The organism is Nostoc sp. UIC 10890 (assembly GCF_054786515.1).
In genome coordinates, this window is sequence record NZ_JBSGKF010000001.1 from 716,117 (window position 1) to 732,709 (window position 16,593).

12 protein-coding genes are annotated in these 16,593 nt (G+C 41.8%); 7 read left to right on the forward strand and 5 right to left on the reverse strand.

Going from position 1 to position 16,593, the window contains the following annotated elements:
* Positions 1-73: 73 nt before the first annotated feature.
* On the reverse strand, positions 74-811 hold the full coding sequence (locus ACWATR_RS02945; RefSeq protein ID WP_460329370.1) for an SDR family oxidoreductase: 738 nt from the start codon (positions 809-811) through the stop codon (positions 74-76).
* A 103-nt stretch (positions 812-914) separates the two neighbouring features.
* On the opposite strand from ACWATR_RS02945, the gene ACWATR_RS02950 reads away from it, so the two are divergent.
* The 3 genes from ACWATR_RS02950 (at position 915) to ACWATR_RS02960 (ending at position 3,147) form a co-directional block, all read left to right on the forward strand.
* On the forward strand, positions 915-1,247 hold the full coding sequence (locus ACWATR_RS02950) for a winged helix-turn-helix transcriptional regulator (protein WP_460329372.1): 333 nt from the start codon (positions 915-917) through the stop codon (positions 1,245-1,247).
* A gap of 165 nt (positions 1,248-1,412) precedes the next feature.
* The gene (locus ACWATR_RS02955) at positions 1,413-1,835 is read left to right on the forward strand and encodes a hypothetical protein (RefSeq protein ID WP_460329374.1); all 423 of its coding nucleotides are present in this window, start codon (positions 1,413-1,415) and stop codon (positions 1,833-1,835) included.
* Positions 1,836-2,415: 580 nt separating this feature from the next.
* Positions 2,416-3,147: a hypothetical protein gene (locus ACWATR_RS02960; RefSeq protein ID WP_460329376.1), complete on the forward strand. Its 732-nt coding sequence runs from the start codon at positions 2,416-2,418 to the stop codon at positions 3,145-3,147.
* Positions 3,148-3,809: 662 nt separating this feature from the next.
* Here the strand turns inward: ACWATR_RS02960 and alaS are convergent.
* Positions 3,810-6,452 carry an alanine--tRNA ligase gene (gene alaS / locus ACWATR_RS02965; protein WP_460329378.1) on the reverse strand — a complete coding sequence of 881 codons (2,643 nt, stop codon included), beginning with the start codon at positions 6,450-6,452 and terminating at the stop codon, positions 3,810-3,812.
* Between the two features lie 244 nt (positions 6,453-6,696).
* Between alaS and ACWATR_RS02970 the strand changes: the two genes are divergently transcribed.
* The 4 genes from ACWATR_RS02970 (at position 6,697) to namA (ending at position 10,932) form a co-directional block, all read left to right on the forward strand.
* Positions 6,697-6,897 (forward strand): heavy-metal-associated domain-containing protein, encoded by a 201-nt coding sequence (locus tag ACWATR_RS02970; protein ID WP_460329380.1) that lies wholly within the window; start codon positions 6,697-6,699, stop codon positions 6,895-6,897.
* Positions 6,898-7,831: 934 nt separating this feature from the next.
* A complete protein-coding gene (locus tag ACWATR_RS02975) occupies positions 7,832-8,854 on the forward strand; it encodes a GGDEF domain-containing protein (protein ID WP_460329382.1) in 1,023 nt (340 codons plus the stop codon).
* Positions 8,855-9,665: 811 nt separating this feature from the next.
* The gene (locus ACWATR_RS02980) at positions 9,666-9,809 is read left to right on the forward strand and encodes a hypothetical protein (RefSeq protein WP_460329384.1); all 144 of its coding nucleotides are present in this window, start codon (positions 9,666-9,668) and stop codon (positions 9,807-9,809) included.
* Positions 9,810-9,864: 55 nt separating this feature from the next.
* The gene (gene namA, locus ACWATR_RS02985; RefSeq protein WP_460329386.1) at positions 9,865-10,932 is read left to right on the forward strand and encodes an NADPH dehydrogenase NamA; all 1,068 of its coding nucleotides are present in this window, start codon (positions 9,865-9,867) and stop codon (positions 10,930-10,932) included.
* A 339-nt stretch (positions 10,933-11,271) separates the two neighbouring features.
* Here the strand turns inward: namA and ACWATR_RS02990 are convergent, their stop codons facing one another.
* The 3 genes from ACWATR_RS02990 to ACWATR_RS03000 form a co-directional block, all read right to left on the reverse strand.
* Complete coding sequence (locus tag ACWATR_RS02990) at positions 11,272-12,915, reverse strand: acetolactate synthase large subunit (RefSeq protein WP_460329388.1); 1,644 nt, start codon at positions 12,913-12,915, stop codon at positions 11,272-11,274.
* Positions 12,916-13,151: 236 nt separating this feature from the next.
* A complete protein-coding gene (locus ACWATR_RS02995; protein ID WP_460329390.1) occupies positions 13,152-14,519 on the reverse strand; it encodes an NAD-dependent succinate-semialdehyde dehydrogenase in 1,368 nt (455 codons plus the stop codon).
* 308 nt (positions 14,520-14,827) lie between these two features.
* A complete protein-coding gene (locus ACWATR_RS03000) occupies positions 14,828-16,468 on the reverse strand; it encodes an adenylate/guanylate cyclase domain-containing protein (protein WP_460329392.1) in 1,641 nt (546 codons plus the stop codon).
* Between the last annotated feature and the right edge of the window lie 125 nt (positions 16,469-16,593).

Consider the following 16,593-nt stretch of genomic DNA (forward strand, 5'->3'; position numbering starts at 1 on the left):
AGTCCAAGAGCTTCAACCGCTCTATATATCTAGACAAAGACGCAATAGCAAATGCGATCGCTCCATCAACTCTTTAACCTGGTAAAAATGTCGCAATAAACTTTTCAACTCCTTTGGGGTCTTGCATCAGTTGCTCATTGAGTTGCTTGGCCTGTTCACCTGGGTAAACTTCTTCTATGCCATCAACCACAGCTTGCAGTGCATCGTGAACCACTTCTTCTGGAGGTACTTTTGGATCGGGGAAAGACTTACCCATACCAATATCGATCGCTCCTGGTAACACTGCTACCACCAGCGTTTTTTGAGCCGCCAACTCTGCCCGAACCGCCTGAGTCAATGACAAAACTGCTGCTTTAGAAGCGCCATAGCTACCATTCAAAGGAAGATTTACCCGCGCCACCATTGACACCATATTAGCGATCGCTCCACCTCCATTTTGTTTCAAGATGGGAGCAAAAGCACGGCACATAATCAACGTCCCAAAATAATTAACTTCCATTTCTGCCCTAGCGGAAGACAAATCAGGTGCAGCAATCAATCCTTGGTTCAAGCCCACACCAGCATTGTTAATCAACAAGTTGACATCTTGACATTTTAGTGCAGCTTGGCAAACAGATTCTTCATCAGTAATTTCTAACTGAATCGGGATAATTCGCTGCGGATCAGTTGCAACCAGTTCAGCTAAAGCATCCACCTTGCGAGCGCCAGCATAAATTTTGGCTACACCTTGCGCTCTCAATCCCTCTACGAAGTACTTACCTAGACCTCCATTTGCGCCAGTTACCAGGGCAATTGCACCTAAAATTTCCATGCTTTTCCTTATATACCGTCGAAATAGGAATTACTCTAATCCAAAAATATACTTATACTTACTTTTTGGGAAGTACTTACTTTTTTGTAAGTTCGCATAATATATGTCAGAAAAGCAAACTGAAGGCACATCATTTGTGCAAGCAACACTAAAAGTTTTAGGTGGCAAATGGAAAATTTTGATTCTCTGGCATTTGAAGGATGAAGCCAAACGATACAGCCAATTGAAACAATTGATTCCTGAGATTACTGAAAAAATGTTGATTCAACAACTTCGTGAACTAGAAAATGATGGAATTGTTAACCGAAAAGTGTACTCAGATGTACCTTTAAAAGTGCAATATTCTTTTACAGATTATGGCAGAACTCTTATACCTGTATTAAAAGCTCTTTGCGACTGGGGACAAGAACATCTAAAGCGAGTTATTAGGGAATAGAAATTAGGAAGTGGAGCAGAGATTTTCTAATGCCCTATTCCCAATGCCCTATTCCCAATGCCTTATATTCAAAACTCGTAGCGTAACACACTAAAACTTATAGAAACAGTGCGTTAGGCTTGCCTTAATGCATTTGCATAAAACAGCAATTTACACGGTAAGCTTGTGTCTGATTTAGCGCTACATAATTATCTCCCTCGCGTTCCCGATGCAGCATTGCAAGAATACATAGAATGGTGTGTTTTAGAGCAGGCTCAAGCCGCAGAATGTAACTTTACTCCTGATAGAAGTAAGTTAGATAATTTGCCACCAGAAGACTATGTTCCTAAACTGGTTGAGCAGTTTATGAAAGTTAAACCAGACCCAATTAAAGCTGGTTTGGTAGCTGCGATCGCAGGCAAAGAAGCTGACAAACATGGTTTATCTGGTTTAGCGATCGCTGCTGATTTTGTATCTCTTTATGTCAAGTATTTAATTCCTAAAGAGGGAAGTACTAAAGAACAGGCTGAAGAGATATTAACTCAAGCATCACAACATCAGTATGAAAAACTAACTGAAGTTGCTAAGAAACATGGTGTAGAGTTCTAGTTTCCTGCTGATCAATTATTTTTCAGAGGCTTTGTCTATATTATTTAGTCAGAGCCTCTGATGTAAATGCGTATTTTGCAAATTACGGTAACAACTCAAAGTAATTACAGTGTCTCGGACGAACAAAACCAAAGTCATGATGCTAAATATCTAAAAATTTGGCAAATTTATCAAAACATTGTTTATTGCGGTATCATATTTAACGGAAATTTCACTTTATTATCAAGTACTTTAATCACTTTTTCTAAATCATTGCATTAAAATATCTAAAGATTTGACAAAATTATCAAAATATTTTTTATTGTCTTGAGAACCTAAATCAAATAAATTGTAGATGTAATTAGCATAGATTACAAACTAAGAACTAATAACTATTTGGCTAAAAAAACAAGAAATTCATGAAGCAGACTTAACTTTGTCTGTTCAAATAGCTATAGGAATCCCATACTTTTTTTGAAAAGTCAATCTGCTTTAAAGCTTGCCGGATAAAGTTTTGGTTCTTACAAGACCTCGCAAGACTCAAGTTGGATTCCTATATGCGAGCAAGATTTTCATGCTAAAAATAGGAGGATTAGTTCTAATGGCAGATTTGATTAATAGTGATAGCGGTAACTCTTCTACTGGTGGGAACAATCCGTTGATAAATTCACCCTTCGGTAGCCTGAGTGAAGTTCTGAGTGATGAAGACCTCTCCAACATATTTAGCGGTGTTGGTAATGGACAAGGTAGCGGTAGTCCATTTGGTGGTAGTGGCAATAATGGAACTGATTTCCCTTATGGCGGTAATCCTTTCGCTGATGATAACTTCTGGAATATCTTTGCAGGCGGTGTAAATCCATCGGCAGGTGGCGGCCGTGACCCTTTGACTGGTGCTGGCAACCAAATCAGCACAACTGAAATACCAGATGGGTTTGGTTTGAGAGTTACTATTAACGACCAGATTAATTCAAGGCTTAACGAGGAACTGGGTGATAACGTAATCCCCTCACTTGCGGGTGGTTCAAATCCATTTGCGGGTGGTTCAAATCCATTTGCGGGTGGTTCAAATCCATTCGCTGGTGGTTCAAATCCATTTGCGGGTGGTCAAAATCCATTTGCTGGTGGTTCAAATCCATTCGCTGGTGGTTCAAATCCATTTGCTGGTGGTTCAAATCCATTCGCTGGTGGTTCAAATCCATTCGCTGGTGGTTCAAATCCATTCGCTGGTGGTTCAAATCCATTTGCTGGTGGTTCAAATCCATTTGCTGGTGGTTCAAATCCATTTGCTGGTGGTTCAAATCCATTTGCTGGCGGTCAAAATCCATTCGCTTAGTACCCATAGTAATTAGAGTCTTTGGGTAAATCGGTAAACAAACACAGGCAAAGAATAATTATTTTTTCAGTACATATTATGCTATTAAGCTATAATATGCACTGAAACTTTTTACTAATAAGAACTTTAGTCAAAATTTACTGTTATGTAGACAGTGAATATGATTAAAACCTTTGTTTATAATAATTTTGAATTCAGGGAATTGATTCTTGGCATAACAAGTACTTAAGACCCACCCATTTTAAATGTCTGAAAACTTTGCAAACAATTAATTACGAATTACGCCTTGCGGTACTAGGTTGATGGAAGAGGGTTATAGCGTTTCCTAAGCAACTGAGGAACACCCAAATCTTTGTTAACGTGAGTTCGACAAGTCTTATTTGACCTCTCCCCCAACCCCTCTCCGACACGGAGAGGGGAGCAAAAGGCTGAATTGTTGCTCCTCCCTTTCCGTTTCCCAGAGGGAGGCTGGGAGGGAGAGGTTCATCGAACTCACGTTTTGTTACCAAGCTTAGTAAGCTACGGTGTACATACAACTTCCAAGTCCCATTTTTAAGGGGAATTTAGGAGGATCTACAACGATTTTGGTTTTGTACAAATATGTGTGTACACCGTAGCTTTTTGAGGGGAGTATCTTAAGCGAACCGGATTGAGGAAGATGGTTAACCCAACGCGGACTTTAAATCACTTTCTGCTTGTCCCAACGCATCTGGTAATTTACTCGCATCGCGTCCGCCAGCTTGGGCTAAGTTCGGTCTTCCTCCGCCGCCGCCGCCGCAGATTTTAGCGATCGCACCTACAAATTTACCAGCTTGCAGTCCTTTTTTGTTCACTTCTGGACTAAAAGCTGCAACTATACTAACTTTCCCCTCTTCGGGAACTGAACCCAGCACCACCGCACCGTTACCGATTTTTTGCAATAAGCGTTCGGCTGCGGTTTTCAATGATTCTGGATCAACATCTTCTAATTGGGCGACAATAATTTTATGTTCGCCTACGATTTCTGCTGTTTGTAGCAAGCTGTCTGATTTAGCGATCGCTAATTGTACCTTCAAGGTTTCTAATTCTTTCTGGCTATTTCTCAGTTCGCTTTGCAGACTTGTGATTCTATCTGGTAATTCTTCGGGTTTAACTTTAAAGCGATCGCTCAAATCTTTAACTACTTTATCCCGCAGGTTGAGATAATCTAATATTGCTGGTCCCGAAACAGCTTCAATCCGCCGCACCCCAGAAGCCACACCAGCTTCCGAGATAATCTTGAACACGCCAATTTCAGCAGTGTTACTCACATGAGTTCCACCGCATAATTCCATTGATACGCTAGGGAAGTCAATCACGCGCACTTCGTCGCCGTATTTTTCCCCGAACATAGCAACAGCACCCCTAGCTTTTGCCTCGGCTATTGGTAATACTTCCACCTTTGCAGCATGTGCTTGGGCAATCCAACTGTTTACCTGTTCCTCAATTTGTTGAACTTCCTCTGCTGTCAACGCACGGGGACAGTTGAAGTCAAAGCGCAATCTGTCAAAGGAAACCAGGGAACCTGCTTGCGAGATGCTATCATCAACAATTTTCTTCAACGCCGCTTGCAACAGGTGCGTTGCGGTATGGTTGGCTTGGGCGCGACGGCGACAAGCTGGATCAATTTGGGCTGTAACATTATCGCCTACGCGCAGTGTACCGCGTTCGATGCGTCCGAAGTGAACAAAGAAATCAGATTCTTTTTTAACGTCATCAACCCGAACTACGATACCATCACCAGAGATATAACCGCGATCGCCAATTTGTCCCCCAGATTCAGCATAAAATGGCGTTTTGTCAAGGATAATTTGTACCTGTGTCCCCACTTCTGCTTCCTCTTGGGAAACACCTTCTACCAAAATCGCTTCGACTTTCGCTGTCGTCGCAGGTTGGGTATAACCCAAAAACTCAGTGACTTGGATGTGTTCTGCTAATTTGTCGAGGGAACCTTGCACAGTTAAATCGATGGTTTCATGTGCTGCTTTGGCACGTTCTACCTGCTTTTGCATTTCGGTATTGAATCCCGCTTCATCGACTGTGAGATTATTTTCCTCGGCAACTTCTTGAGTAAGTTCGAGAGGAAATCCGTAGGTGTCATAGAGGGTAAATGCACTTTCACCGCTAATTTGAGTTTCCCCTCGCTGTTTCACCTCTTGGATAATTTCTTCTAGGAGTTTTTCGCCTCTATCCAGAGTTCTAAGAAAATTCGATTCTTCCCGTTGCAACTCAGCTTTAATTGCTGCTTCTCGTTGGCGCACATTGGGGTAAGCTGATTCGGAAAGTGCGATCGCAGTTTCAGCAACTTGGGTAGTAAATTCGCCAGAAATCCCAATTAATCGCCCATGACGCACCACCCGCCGAATTAACCGCCGCAACACATAACCCCGTCCCACATTGGAAGCGCGGATTTCATCAGCAATCATGTGGACAACAGAACGAACATGATCACCAATAACTTTTAGAGAGATTTTGGTTTTCTCATCACTGCTTTGGTAATCAATGCCAGCAATTTGGGCTGCTGCTTGGATAATTGGGAAAATCAGGTCAGTTTCGTAATTATTAGGCACTTTTTGGAGGATTTGCGCCATTCTCTCCAAACCCATGCCGGTGTCGATATTCTTGTTTTGCAGCGGCGTTAAATTCCCGGAAGCATCCCGGTTATATTGCATGAACACGAGGTTGTAAAACTCAATGAACCGGGTATCGTCTTCTAAATCTATATTTTCGTCACCGCGTTCTGGGTGAAAGTCATAATAAATTTCGGAACAAGGGCCACAAGGGCCAGTGGGGCCAGATACCCAAAAGTTATCATCTTCGCCCAAGCGTTTAATTCTCGCTATCGGTACACCGATTTGATCGCGCCAAATTCCAAAAGCTTCATCATCATCTTTAAAAACGCTGACAACCAGATTTTGGGGGGAAAAGCCAAAGACTTGTGTAGAGATTTCCCAACCCCAAGCGATCGCTTGTTCTTTAAAATAATCACCAAAGCTGAAATTACCCAGCATCTCAAAAAACGTGTGATGCCGTTTGGTGCGTCCGACATTTTCGATATCGTTGGTGCGGATACACTTTTGCGAAGTCGTGGCCCGTTTAAATTCTGGTGTCCGTTGCCCCAAGAATATTGGCTTAAATGGTAGCATCCCCGCGATCGTCAGCAGCACGGTTGGGTCTTCTGGCACGAGGGAGGCACTTGGGAGAATTTGGTGTTCCCGTTTGGCAAAGAAGTCGAGGAATATGTTGCGAATTTCGTTACCGCTTAGGTACTGGGGATTTGAAGACATAGGTGTTTTTAACTTTAAACTTGGGCGTGGCGGCACTAAATAAGTGTATTTTCATAAATAACTTTATATATTCTTGCATTTTGTTTCATATTACTGCCAGCAAATTGTGCCAGTCGGTGAGCAAGATGCAGTGATTAGGACGCTTGTATACCATTATCTGACTCTGGCGGGATGCACAATCTGGCTTCGATTGTTAAGATTAATCCTTAAGAAATAATTTAAAAAACCCATACTGAGGTAACAAATGGCACTAAAACTGAAAGTATCAAATATTGCTTGTGAGGGATGTGCAAATACAATTACTGAGTCTATCCACGTTATGGAACCTGATGCCAAGGTGGATATTGATGTTAACGCTAAAACCGTCATGGTGGAATCCGCAGCTTCTGAGGAGTCAATCAAACAGGTGATTGTTGCTGCTGGTTACACTGTTGAAGGTTACTGATCGGTTCTAACTTGTCACAGAAATTTAGATTTTAATATCCCAGACGAGGCTAACAAAATTTTTTATATTTTTTCTGCCCTTCGACGGGCGGAATCTAACTAATTTCCCCGCATTAGGGGCAGGTTTTGACATCAAGTTTTTTATTTAGCTTTTTTTCTGGATTTATGATGTTGCAGCAAACAAAAAAGATGTGAATTAACTAAATAAACAAACAGTTATTAAAGCGTAGGTAGAAACATTTTCTTTTGCCTGCAAAAACGTTGTTAACCAAAGTTTCATAACTCACTTAAATTATGAATCTTTCACCCTATAACTTTGCTCTGCAAATGTAGGGAATATTGGTGACAAAAAGCTACTAACCATAGTAGTAAGGAGTTTTCCTGTCTATTTGATTTGCATGATTTTTTGAAATTCCACTCCTACCCTGATACTTGATCAAAGCCTGATTTCCAAAGAAAAAGACTGAGGTTTTCTATGGGAAATAACATTTTTAATTCAACGATACAATTTGGGCTTTTATAATTGGATGAAAAAACTTTATATTTTCTTTATTTTTCTACTTGAAAAGAAATTTAACTGCCTAACAAGACGGTTATTACAAGCTATTTATTTTGGTAATTTTATCAGGGAAATAGCACTTAAGAAACTACAACAATCATTTTTATACATCCATATAATATTCAGTATTTTTACTGTTTGAAAAACAAAGTGTAAAGAAGACATTAGTTGTCAGAAGGAGATATTTCAGAAATTGTAGTAGTAAATTTAAAGCCAAAAAAGGAGATTGAACTTGGAATAATAGTGTGGATTTGTTGTTTTAAAAATATATATCAAAAAATTAACTCAGCCTAAAACATCATATTTAGTATTAGGCAAAAGCATTAAGTTACTCAATCTAATTCTTTAAAATTTAAATAGGATAAAAAATAAAGCAATGAATATTTCTATTCTGGTCTTTGGAAAAAATAACTTTATCGCCACACTTCCAGATCAGATCCGTTATGCGACCGCTTTTAGTGTAGAAGTTATGGACAATTTGAATCAGGCAGTATCGCGGATTCAAACAACAGCCCCCGATATAATACTTGTACAGGCTAGCCTAGATGGCAGCATGGAACTGTGCGCTTGGTTGAAAGACCAGACAAAACTATCGTGGATATACTGTATTCTCTTCGAGGATCGTTCCCAACAGCTAGCTGATAGAAATAAGGGTTGGCATAGGGAATTAGAGATGAGTGCTGCGGCCCTAAAGCAAGGAGCAGATGCTTATATTTGGCATCTTATTGAAGAAAAAACAGACCATAGTTTGGCAGAATTGACTGCTAATCATGGCTTAATACTTGCTCAATTGACTGTTGGCTTGCGGAAAGCGCAAAAATACCGAGATTTGATTCGGACAAATGATATGTTATCTGCGATCGCCTTAGCCGATTCCTTGACAGAATTAAATAATCGTCGTGCTTTAGAATGGGACTTGCCCAGGCAAATTCAAAGAGCTAGGACTCAAAAAACTTCTCTGAGTTTGATTATTCTGGATGTAGATCATTTTAAGAAAGTTAACGATACTCACGGACATTTAGCAGGCGATCGCATTTTGCAAATACTATGTCAGCGTTTGCGCCACAATCTGCGCTGTCAAGACACAGCATTCCGCTATGGTGGCGAAGAATTTGTAATTCTTCTGGCTAACACTAGCGATGACGAAGCACTATTAGTCGCCCGTCGTCTCAATCGCATAGTCAGCGATGAACCATTTGCACTCAACAATAAACTGACAATTAATATCACCATTAGTTTGGGTACAGCTTCTCTGCGATCTGAGGATGATGAGCAAGGAGAAAGTCTGCTGCACCGTGCCGATCAATGTTTGTTACAGGCTAAAACTTCTGGGCGTAATCGGGTGATTGACTCGAACTACTTATCTCACGCCTCACATTTGAAAGCTGTTTCTTCGTGAAAGTGGGGAGCATCTAATTAGAGATTGAGTCATGAAAGGCTCAGATTCCTAACTTCTCTAAATCATACCATTTCACGAAAAATTCGATGCAGATGTAAACCCTGAAAGCGTTGCTACATCTAAGTTTTTTAATTGCGTTAGCGGAGCGAGGCGTTAGCCTATTGTGAATTGGTATCACGCTTCACCAGCGATTCACATGCCTGGAAGGCATGGTGTCGGTAGTTTAATTTTTTGTTGCTTGTCCGTAAATCTTGACCATTTTCAAAAATCTATGCAAATCTTATAGTCAGTACTACTATTAATCTATTGACTTATCGTAGTATATAAATAAATTATCGAACTAGAAGGATTAAAAGTCGCCCAAACCTTGAAATATTTACCAAAATCAGAGTTGGAAGTGGAGGTTCATTGATGCAAGGGTAAGAATTGGTGCAAAGTTTATGGTTGGCTACTGGTGAGACTTTTTACATGGAGAGTCTTGAGCCAGAATTGCTCAACTCTTGAATCTTCTATTTTCTCTCTGCGTCCTCCGCGTCTGAAGCGCTTCGTTTAAGTTTAACCAAGAATATTGCTTATGAACATACAACATCGACAAATTAAAAACTTGCAAATCAAGGACGTAAAAGGAGTCCAAGTCGTTCGAGCTATTAGGGTCGAATAATACCTCTATTTTAAATAATACGAAAGAATTAAGGATGACATTTTTTTTACTTCGTCTTTCCTCAAGTCTTGATCGAGATTCAAGTACGTCACAGCGTCAATAAACTTCAACAAGTATTTAAGCTACTATTCTATATTTTGGTGCATCATAATGAGTTCTAAAGAGCACACTGCTCTGTCTACTGATGGTAATTCGCTGACGCAGTGCAGTACCGTTTTAACTTTAGCGATCGCTTGTGGTTTAGCAGTGGCCAATGTCTACTACAATCAGCCGCTACTGGCTGATATGGTGTAAACCCAATCCCCAATCCCCAATTTCTTTTATCTAGCAAGAGAAGGAATCAATATCAATGGCACATTTGTTTGAACCATTCAAGATTCGTGAAGTTACCTTTCGCAACCGCATCGCCGTTTCACCCATGTGTCAATATTCCAGTACAAATGGATATGCTAATGATTGGCACGTTATTCATCTGGCTACTCGCGCAGTTGGCGGTGCAGGTATAGTGATCACAGAGGCAGCAGCTGTGGAACCGCGTGGACGCATTAGCCCGCAAGATTTGGGAATCTGGTCAGATGCACATATAGAAACTTTAGCCAAAGCTGTGGCATTGATTCATAACTTTGGCGCTGTTGCAGGTATTCAACTTGCTCATGCAGGCAGAAAAGCCAGTACTGCCAAACCGAGTAAGGGAGGAAAAGCACTAGATGAATCTCAGGAAGGTTGGCGTCCCTTGGTTTCGAGTAGTGCGATCGCCTTTAGCAAAGATAGCCCAGTTCCAGAAGCCCTAAGTCTTGAGGGAATTCAACAAGTTATTAATGCCTTTGTCGAAGCTGCCAAACGTTCTTTGCAAGCCGGTTTCAAGGTAGTTGAAATCCATGCTGCCCACGGTTATTTACTGCACCAGTTTCTCTCACCTCTTTCTAACCACCGTCAAGATGATTATGGTGGTAGCTTTGAAAACCGGACTCGTCTTCTCAGAGAAGTAGTTCAAGCAGTCCGAGAGGTTTGGCCCCAGACACATCCCCTCTGGGTACGCATCTCCGCCACCGATTGGGCAGATAATGGCTGGGACATTGAGCAAAGTATTGCTTTAAGCAACAAACTCAAGTCTTTAGGAGTTGATCTAATCGATACTTCATCAGGCGGTATTATACCTGGCGTTAATATACCAATTAAACCTGGTTATCAAACTGAGTTTGCCGAACGCATCCGCCGCGAAGCTAATATTCCGACAGGAGCCGTGGGCTTAATTACATCTCCTGAACAAGCTGACGAGATTATTCGTACAGAAGTAGCTGATATAGTGCTGTTGGGACGTGAACTACTCCGCAATCCTTACTGGCCACATCTAGCAGCCAAACAACTGGGATACGATAAACTCTGGCCTGTTCAATACGACCGAGCTTGGCTGTAATTTCACCTGTGCTTAATTGAGCATCAATAACCTCAAAGCCTTGCTGCTTCACAGTAAGAGCGCAAAATGACACGCGAGTGGTCTGTCCCAATACTGCTTGGGTAAAGCATTTTGAACTCGGAATTGGGTTTGGGGAAAAGGTTAAAGGGTAAAGGTTAAAGGTTTTTTCTTTCCCCTTTCCCCAAACCCAATTCCCCAAAACCCGACAAGTATTGGAGTCTGTCCCATTAATTTTGCTGGGTTTGTAGTAAGCACTTAAGTGCTTAAAAATTCAGGACTAAAGTCCTTACTACAAACGTTTATAAGCCTTCAGAACTAATGCGACAGACTACTAACTTTTTACACTGTACAACTCAACTCGCCGGCTTTTTGGCTAAAGCGGTGATTTTCACGATAATCTACGGGACAATCTATCACCGCAGGTACATCTTGAGCGAGGGCTTCTTTCAGAGTGGGAATCAAATCTAAAGCCGATTCAACTCGGTAGCCTTTTAAACCCATGCTTTCGGCTAATTTCACAAAATCAGGATTGCTAAAATGCACAAAAGCTGAGTTTCCTTTGCCAAATTGATTTTCTTGCTTCCACTCAATTAACCCGTAGCCACCATCATTAAAGATGATGGTGACAAAGGGCGTACCGACACGCAAGGCTGTTTCTAATTCCTGAGAATTCATCATAAAGCCACCATCCCCTGTGACAGCAACTACTTTCCGGTTGGGATGAACCAGTTTTGCTGCTAAAGCACCAGGAATGGCAATACCCATAGCCGCGAAGCCGTTGGAAATTATGCAAGTATTGGGGCTATGGCAATGATAATGACGAGCCATCCACATTTTATGTGCGCCAACATCAGAGATGACAATATCATCTGGGCCCATCACTTGCCGTAAGTCATAAATTAACTTTTGCGGCTTAATAGGAAATCCATCATCATGGGCATACTGTTCGTAATCAGCCCGAATATCTGACCTTAAACTGATAGCAAAGGGATCGGGTTTACCTTGTCGATCTGCTAATTTTAAAATTTCATAAAGGGAATCTGAAATATCTCCCACAACTTCAGCGTTGGGAATATAACTACTATCAATCTCCGCCGGACTTACCCCAATATGCACAATGGGAATTTCACCACTACGATTCCATTTCTTCGGGGAAAACTCAATCAAATCATAGCCGATCGCAATTACTAAATCTGTGTTATCAAAGCCACAGGTAATGAAGTCTCTTTGCTGTAATCCTACTGACCACAAAGCTAATTGATGTGTGTAAGGAATCACGCCTTTACCCATGAAGGTATTGGCAACAGGTATATTCAGCAAGGTGGCAAATTGTGTGACTGCATCACTTGCATGAGCGCGAATTGCCCCATTTCCTACTAAGATTAACGGGTTAACTGCTTGGGAAATTGCGGCGGCGGCTGCCCGAATGCTAGCAAAAGATGCATAGGTTTTTTCGCTATTATCTTTACGCAAAGGTTTGCCTTCGACGGGCATAGCAGCAATATTTTCTGGCAAATCGATGTGAACTGCACCAGGTTTTTCCGATTGCGATCGCTTAAATGCTTTCCGCACTACTTCTGGTGTAATACTCGGTCGCACAATCTGCTTATTCCACTTGGTAACAGGTGCAAACATTGCCACCAAATCTAAATATTGATGGGATTCAATATGCATTCTATCTGTTCCAACTTGACCGGTAATCGCCACTAAAGGCGCACCATCGAGGTTAGCATCTGCTACCCCAGTCATCAAGTTAGTTGCTCCAGGCCCAAGAGTAGAAAGACACACTCCGGCTTTTCCAGTTAAGCGTCCGTAGACATCGGCCATGAATGCTGCACCCTGTTCATGACGAGTCGTAATAAATTTTATGGAAGAATGTTTCAACGCTTCCAAAACGTGCAGGTTTTCTTCGCCAGGGAGTCCAAAAATATATTGCACTCCTTCATTTTCTAGGCACTGCACCAATAATTCTGCTGTATTCATTTTATTTCCTAACTATTTATTTAGTCATTTGTCCTTTGTCATTTGTCCTTCGTCATTAGTCCTTTGTCGTTTGTCATTTGTCATTTGTACTCAGCCACTTGTACCGAGCGAAATCGAGGTAAAGCCTAAGTATTTGTCCTTCGTCCTTTGTCACTTGTGATTTTTTTGGCTAATGACTAATGACCAATGACCAATGACCAATGACTAATGACTAATGACCAATGACTAATGACTGATTATTTCACCCACACGGTTTTGACATTTACAAACTCATGTATACCTTGGATACTCAATTCTCTGCCATATCCAGAACGCTTAATACCACCAAAGGGCAATCGGGGATCGGATTTGACCATACTGTTGATAAATACGGCACCTGCTTCGATTTCCTCAACCAAGCGATCGCTCTCTTGGTTATTGGTTGTCCAAGCACTCGCACCTAGTCCAAAGGGTGAGTCATTAGCGAGTTTAATGGCAGCATCGATATCTGGAACCCGGAATAGCAAAGCTACTGGGCCAAAAAATTCTTCTTTTGCAATTGGTGTGTCAGACGGGATATCTATGATAATCGTTGGCGGATAAAAGTTCCCTGGACGATCTGATAAAGGATATCCACCGGTGAGGACTTTACCACCGCTGCTGATGGCACTTTGCACTTGTTGGTCTAAATCCTGGAGAATGCCAGGTGTAGCCAGTGGGCCTAAATCGGTATCTGGTTGCATGGGATCGCCTACTTTCAGCGTCTCAAATTTTTCTAAAAGCAATTTTTCAAATTTGTCTGCGATCGCATCTGCGACAATAAAACGTTTTGCTGCAATACATGATTGCCCGTTATTCAACATCCGCGCTGTAGTTGCTGTGACAACTGCTGTCTCCAAGTCAGCACTTTCTAACACAATAAACGGGTCACTTCCTCCTAATTCCAAAACTGTTTTTTTGATTTGTTTGCCGGCGGCGACGGCGAGGGATATGCCTGCGGGTTCGCTTCCTGTCAAGGTGGCAGCTTTTACTCGTTCATCAGCCATTAAATCGGCAACTTTAGCAGCACCGATTAATAGAGTTTGAAAAACACCTTCAGGAAAACCTGCTCGTCGGATAATATCTTCAATTGCCAAGGCGCACTGCGGCACATTGGAAGCGTGTTTGAGTAAGCCGACATTCCCCGCCATTAGTGCTGGTGCGGCAAAACGAAAAACTTGCCAAAAGGGGAAATTCCACGGCATCACCGCGAGGATTGCACCCATTGGTTGGTAGCGAACAAAACTCTGGCTAGCATCTGTTTTTACAGAAACATCAGCCAAAAAGCCAGCGGCGTGTTCGGCATAGTAGCGACAGACGACGGCGCATTTTTCAACTTCCGCGATCGCAGCTTTGAAAGGCTTACCCATTTCCAGAGTCATTAACTTAGCAAATTCTGCTTTGTCTTGCTCTAAAATATCAGCAGCCTTTTGTAGCCAGTGCGATCGTTGAGAGAAACTAGTCTGACGATACTGTTCAAAAGCCTGATTAGCCAAATCGAGTTTAGCGGCAATTTCTGCATCATTGAGCGCATCAAAGGTTTTGAGCGTCTCCCCAGTGGCGGGATTAATAGTGGCGATCGCCATTACCTGACCTCCCGTTAAAAAATAGCTTGACTGTTGGCTTCCTAGTGTTACACAGATCAATTCTGGAAGCTACACCCAAATTTTAGTCTTTTAAACAAAAATTAGTTGCTGAATATTACAATCTCGCAATTATTTTGGAAATAAAATATACAACTTGACTATGTATTTATCTTGATAAATTTGTCATTAGTTATTAGTTCTTTGTTAGGGCGCCAGCGGCAAAACTCAGTAAAAGCGCCCAATGACAAATGACTAATGACTAATGACAAATGACAAATGACAAATGACAAATGACTAATGACTAATGACTAATGACCAATCATTGTTGGTACTGGCTGCAAATTTGTCTGATAAACCTTTACTAATCGATCAATACCCTTGAAACGATAATCTCCCATTTCCTGGAAGTCTGAGGGTTGTGAAAGCATTTTATGGGTGGCTTCACTAATCACGCATTCACTAGGGGGACAAACTGCTTCCATACGAGCCGCAAGATTAATTGTCGCGCCTAATGCCGTATAGTCTACCCTTTGGGAACTACCGACATCTCCCACAACAGCCTTACCGCTATTAATCGCAATACGTAATTGCAGGGGTTCGTGCCAAAAACCATTGGCATTAAGATGTTCGAGACGAGTGAGCATTCCCTTAGCAGCAGTAACAGCGCGATCGGCGTGATCTAGTTGTGGTTCGGGAGCGCCAAAAAATGCCATGATACAATCGCCAATATACTTATCTAAAGTGCCGCCGCAAGTAAAAACTTCTTTTAGCATTTCTTCAAATAAATTATTTAATAATTTAGCGATCGCAGTTGGTGTTAATCGTTCAGAAATTGCCGTAAAGCCAACCAAATCTGCAAACAAAATACTGATTTCACTCTCGGCGGGAGCTAAACGACCACCCGGTAATCCGCCTACAGATATCAACTGCTGTACAACTGCTGGAGAATGATAGCGTTCTAGTCGGTGACGAATCATCTCTTCAGTTTTGAGTTTCTCTACCAGTAGCCAACGCTGCACGCTCGAAGCTACAAGGTTTGCTAAAGCTGAAAAAAAGCTGAGTTCTTCTTCACCTTCATTTGCCCAATGGTAAGAAGAAAGATTGGCGTCGGCATACAGTACGCCCACAACTTTATTTTCATCCCATAAAGGCACTGCCATCGCGCTGCGAATGCCTTTGACCAAAATACTCTGTTCACTAGCAAACCGTTCATCCTGATGAGTATCACCGGTTTGAATGACTACTTTTTCGTCAAATACCTTTTGACAGATACTCCGACTAATCCAACTACCATCAGAGGCGAGATGTTTTTGTTGGGAAACGTTTCTAGTGGCAGCATTTACTAATTCCAACTGGCCGGAACCATTGACATCAATTAATAATGCCAAGCGATCGATACTATCAAGATAACGAAAAACTACTTGCTGCACCTGAGAAAAAATTTCTTCTATAGACGCCGCCGCACAGAGATTTTTCGCTATGTCCACTAAGTCTTTGAGACGGGCAATAGTTTTGTCTTTATTGTTGATGTTGCCATCTTTGCTATCAGCGGCGATCCATTGCTGTTGTAATTGTTCAACATTGTGAAGAATTGTTCTTTGCTCATTATTGTCCGAAGTTCCGAGATATTCAGGCGTCGGTTGAAAAACAGGGCTTGTGAGCAGCACTACCAGGCTAACATTGCCCAGCCAAATGATATCGCCGTGATGTAACTCTTGGGGAAAGTTAACAAGATATTTATTGACTTGCGTCCCGTTTTTGCTGCCCAGATCCTCAATAGTCCACACACCGTCAGCCGTTTTCACCAGGCGAGCATGGTTGCGGGATACTCCAGCAAAAGGTAAGTACAAGTTACATTCCGGCAAACGACCAATTGTAAATACATCTTGGTCAACTGCGATCGTTGTCTCGGTATCTCCCTCTTGTAGGCGTAGCGTGAGTTCAGTCATGAGTGTGATAGATCCATCGAGGCTAGAGGTGCAAAGCTGTGAGGTAAGTTATACCCTACAGGTTAACCTTCACCTTTTCTTTATGACACTGTTAACTGCATTCCGACAACTGTATGTTACAAATA

What these genes read in the sequence shown, in the direction of transcription:
- ACWATR_RS02945 (WP_460329370.1), bottom strand. Translation starts at nt 811, where the DNA reads ATGGAAATTTTAGGTGCAATTGCCCTGGTAACTGGCGCAAATGGAGGT.
- ACWATR_RS02950 (WP_460329372.1), top strand. Translation starts at nt 915, where the DNA reads ATGTCAGAAAAGCAAACTGAAGGCACATCATTTGTGCAAGCAACACTA.
- ACWATR_RS02960 (WP_460329376.1), top strand. Translation starts at nt 2,416, where the DNA reads ATGGCAGATTTGATTAATAGTGATAGCGGTAACTCTTCTACTGGTGGG.
- alaS (WP_460329378.1), bottom strand. Translation starts at nt 6,452, where the DNA reads ATGTCTTCAAATCCCCAGTACCTAAGCGGTAACGAAATTCGCAACATA.
- ACWATR_RS02970 (WP_460329380.1), top strand. Translation starts at nt 6,697, where the DNA reads ATGGCACTAAAACTGAAAGTATCAAATATTGCTTGTGAGGGATGTGCA.
- ACWATR_RS02975 (WP_460329382.1), top strand. Translation starts at nt 7,832, where the DNA reads ATGAATATTTCTATTCTGGTCTTTGGAAAAAATAACTTTATCGCCACA.
- ACWATR_RS02980 (WP_460329384.1), top strand. Translation starts at nt 9,666, where the DNA reads ATGAGTTCTAAAGAGCACACTGCTCTGTCTACTGATGGTAATTCGCTG.
- namA (WP_460329386.1), top strand. Translation starts at nt 9,865, where the DNA reads ATGGCACATTTGTTTGAACCATTCAAGATTCGTGAAGTTACCTTTCGC.
- ACWATR_RS02990 (WP_460329388.1), bottom strand. Translation starts at nt 12,915, where the DNA reads ATGAATACAGCAGAATTATTGGTGCAGTGCCTAGAAAATGAAGGAGTG.
- ACWATR_RS02995 (WP_460329390.1), bottom strand. Translation starts at nt 14,519, where the DNA reads ATGGCGATCGCCACTATTAATCCCGCCACTGGGGAGACGCTCAAAACC.
- ACWATR_RS03000 (WP_460329392.1), bottom strand. Translation starts at nt 16,468, where the DNA reads ATGACTGAACTCACGCTACGCCTACAAGAGGGAGATACCGAGACAACG.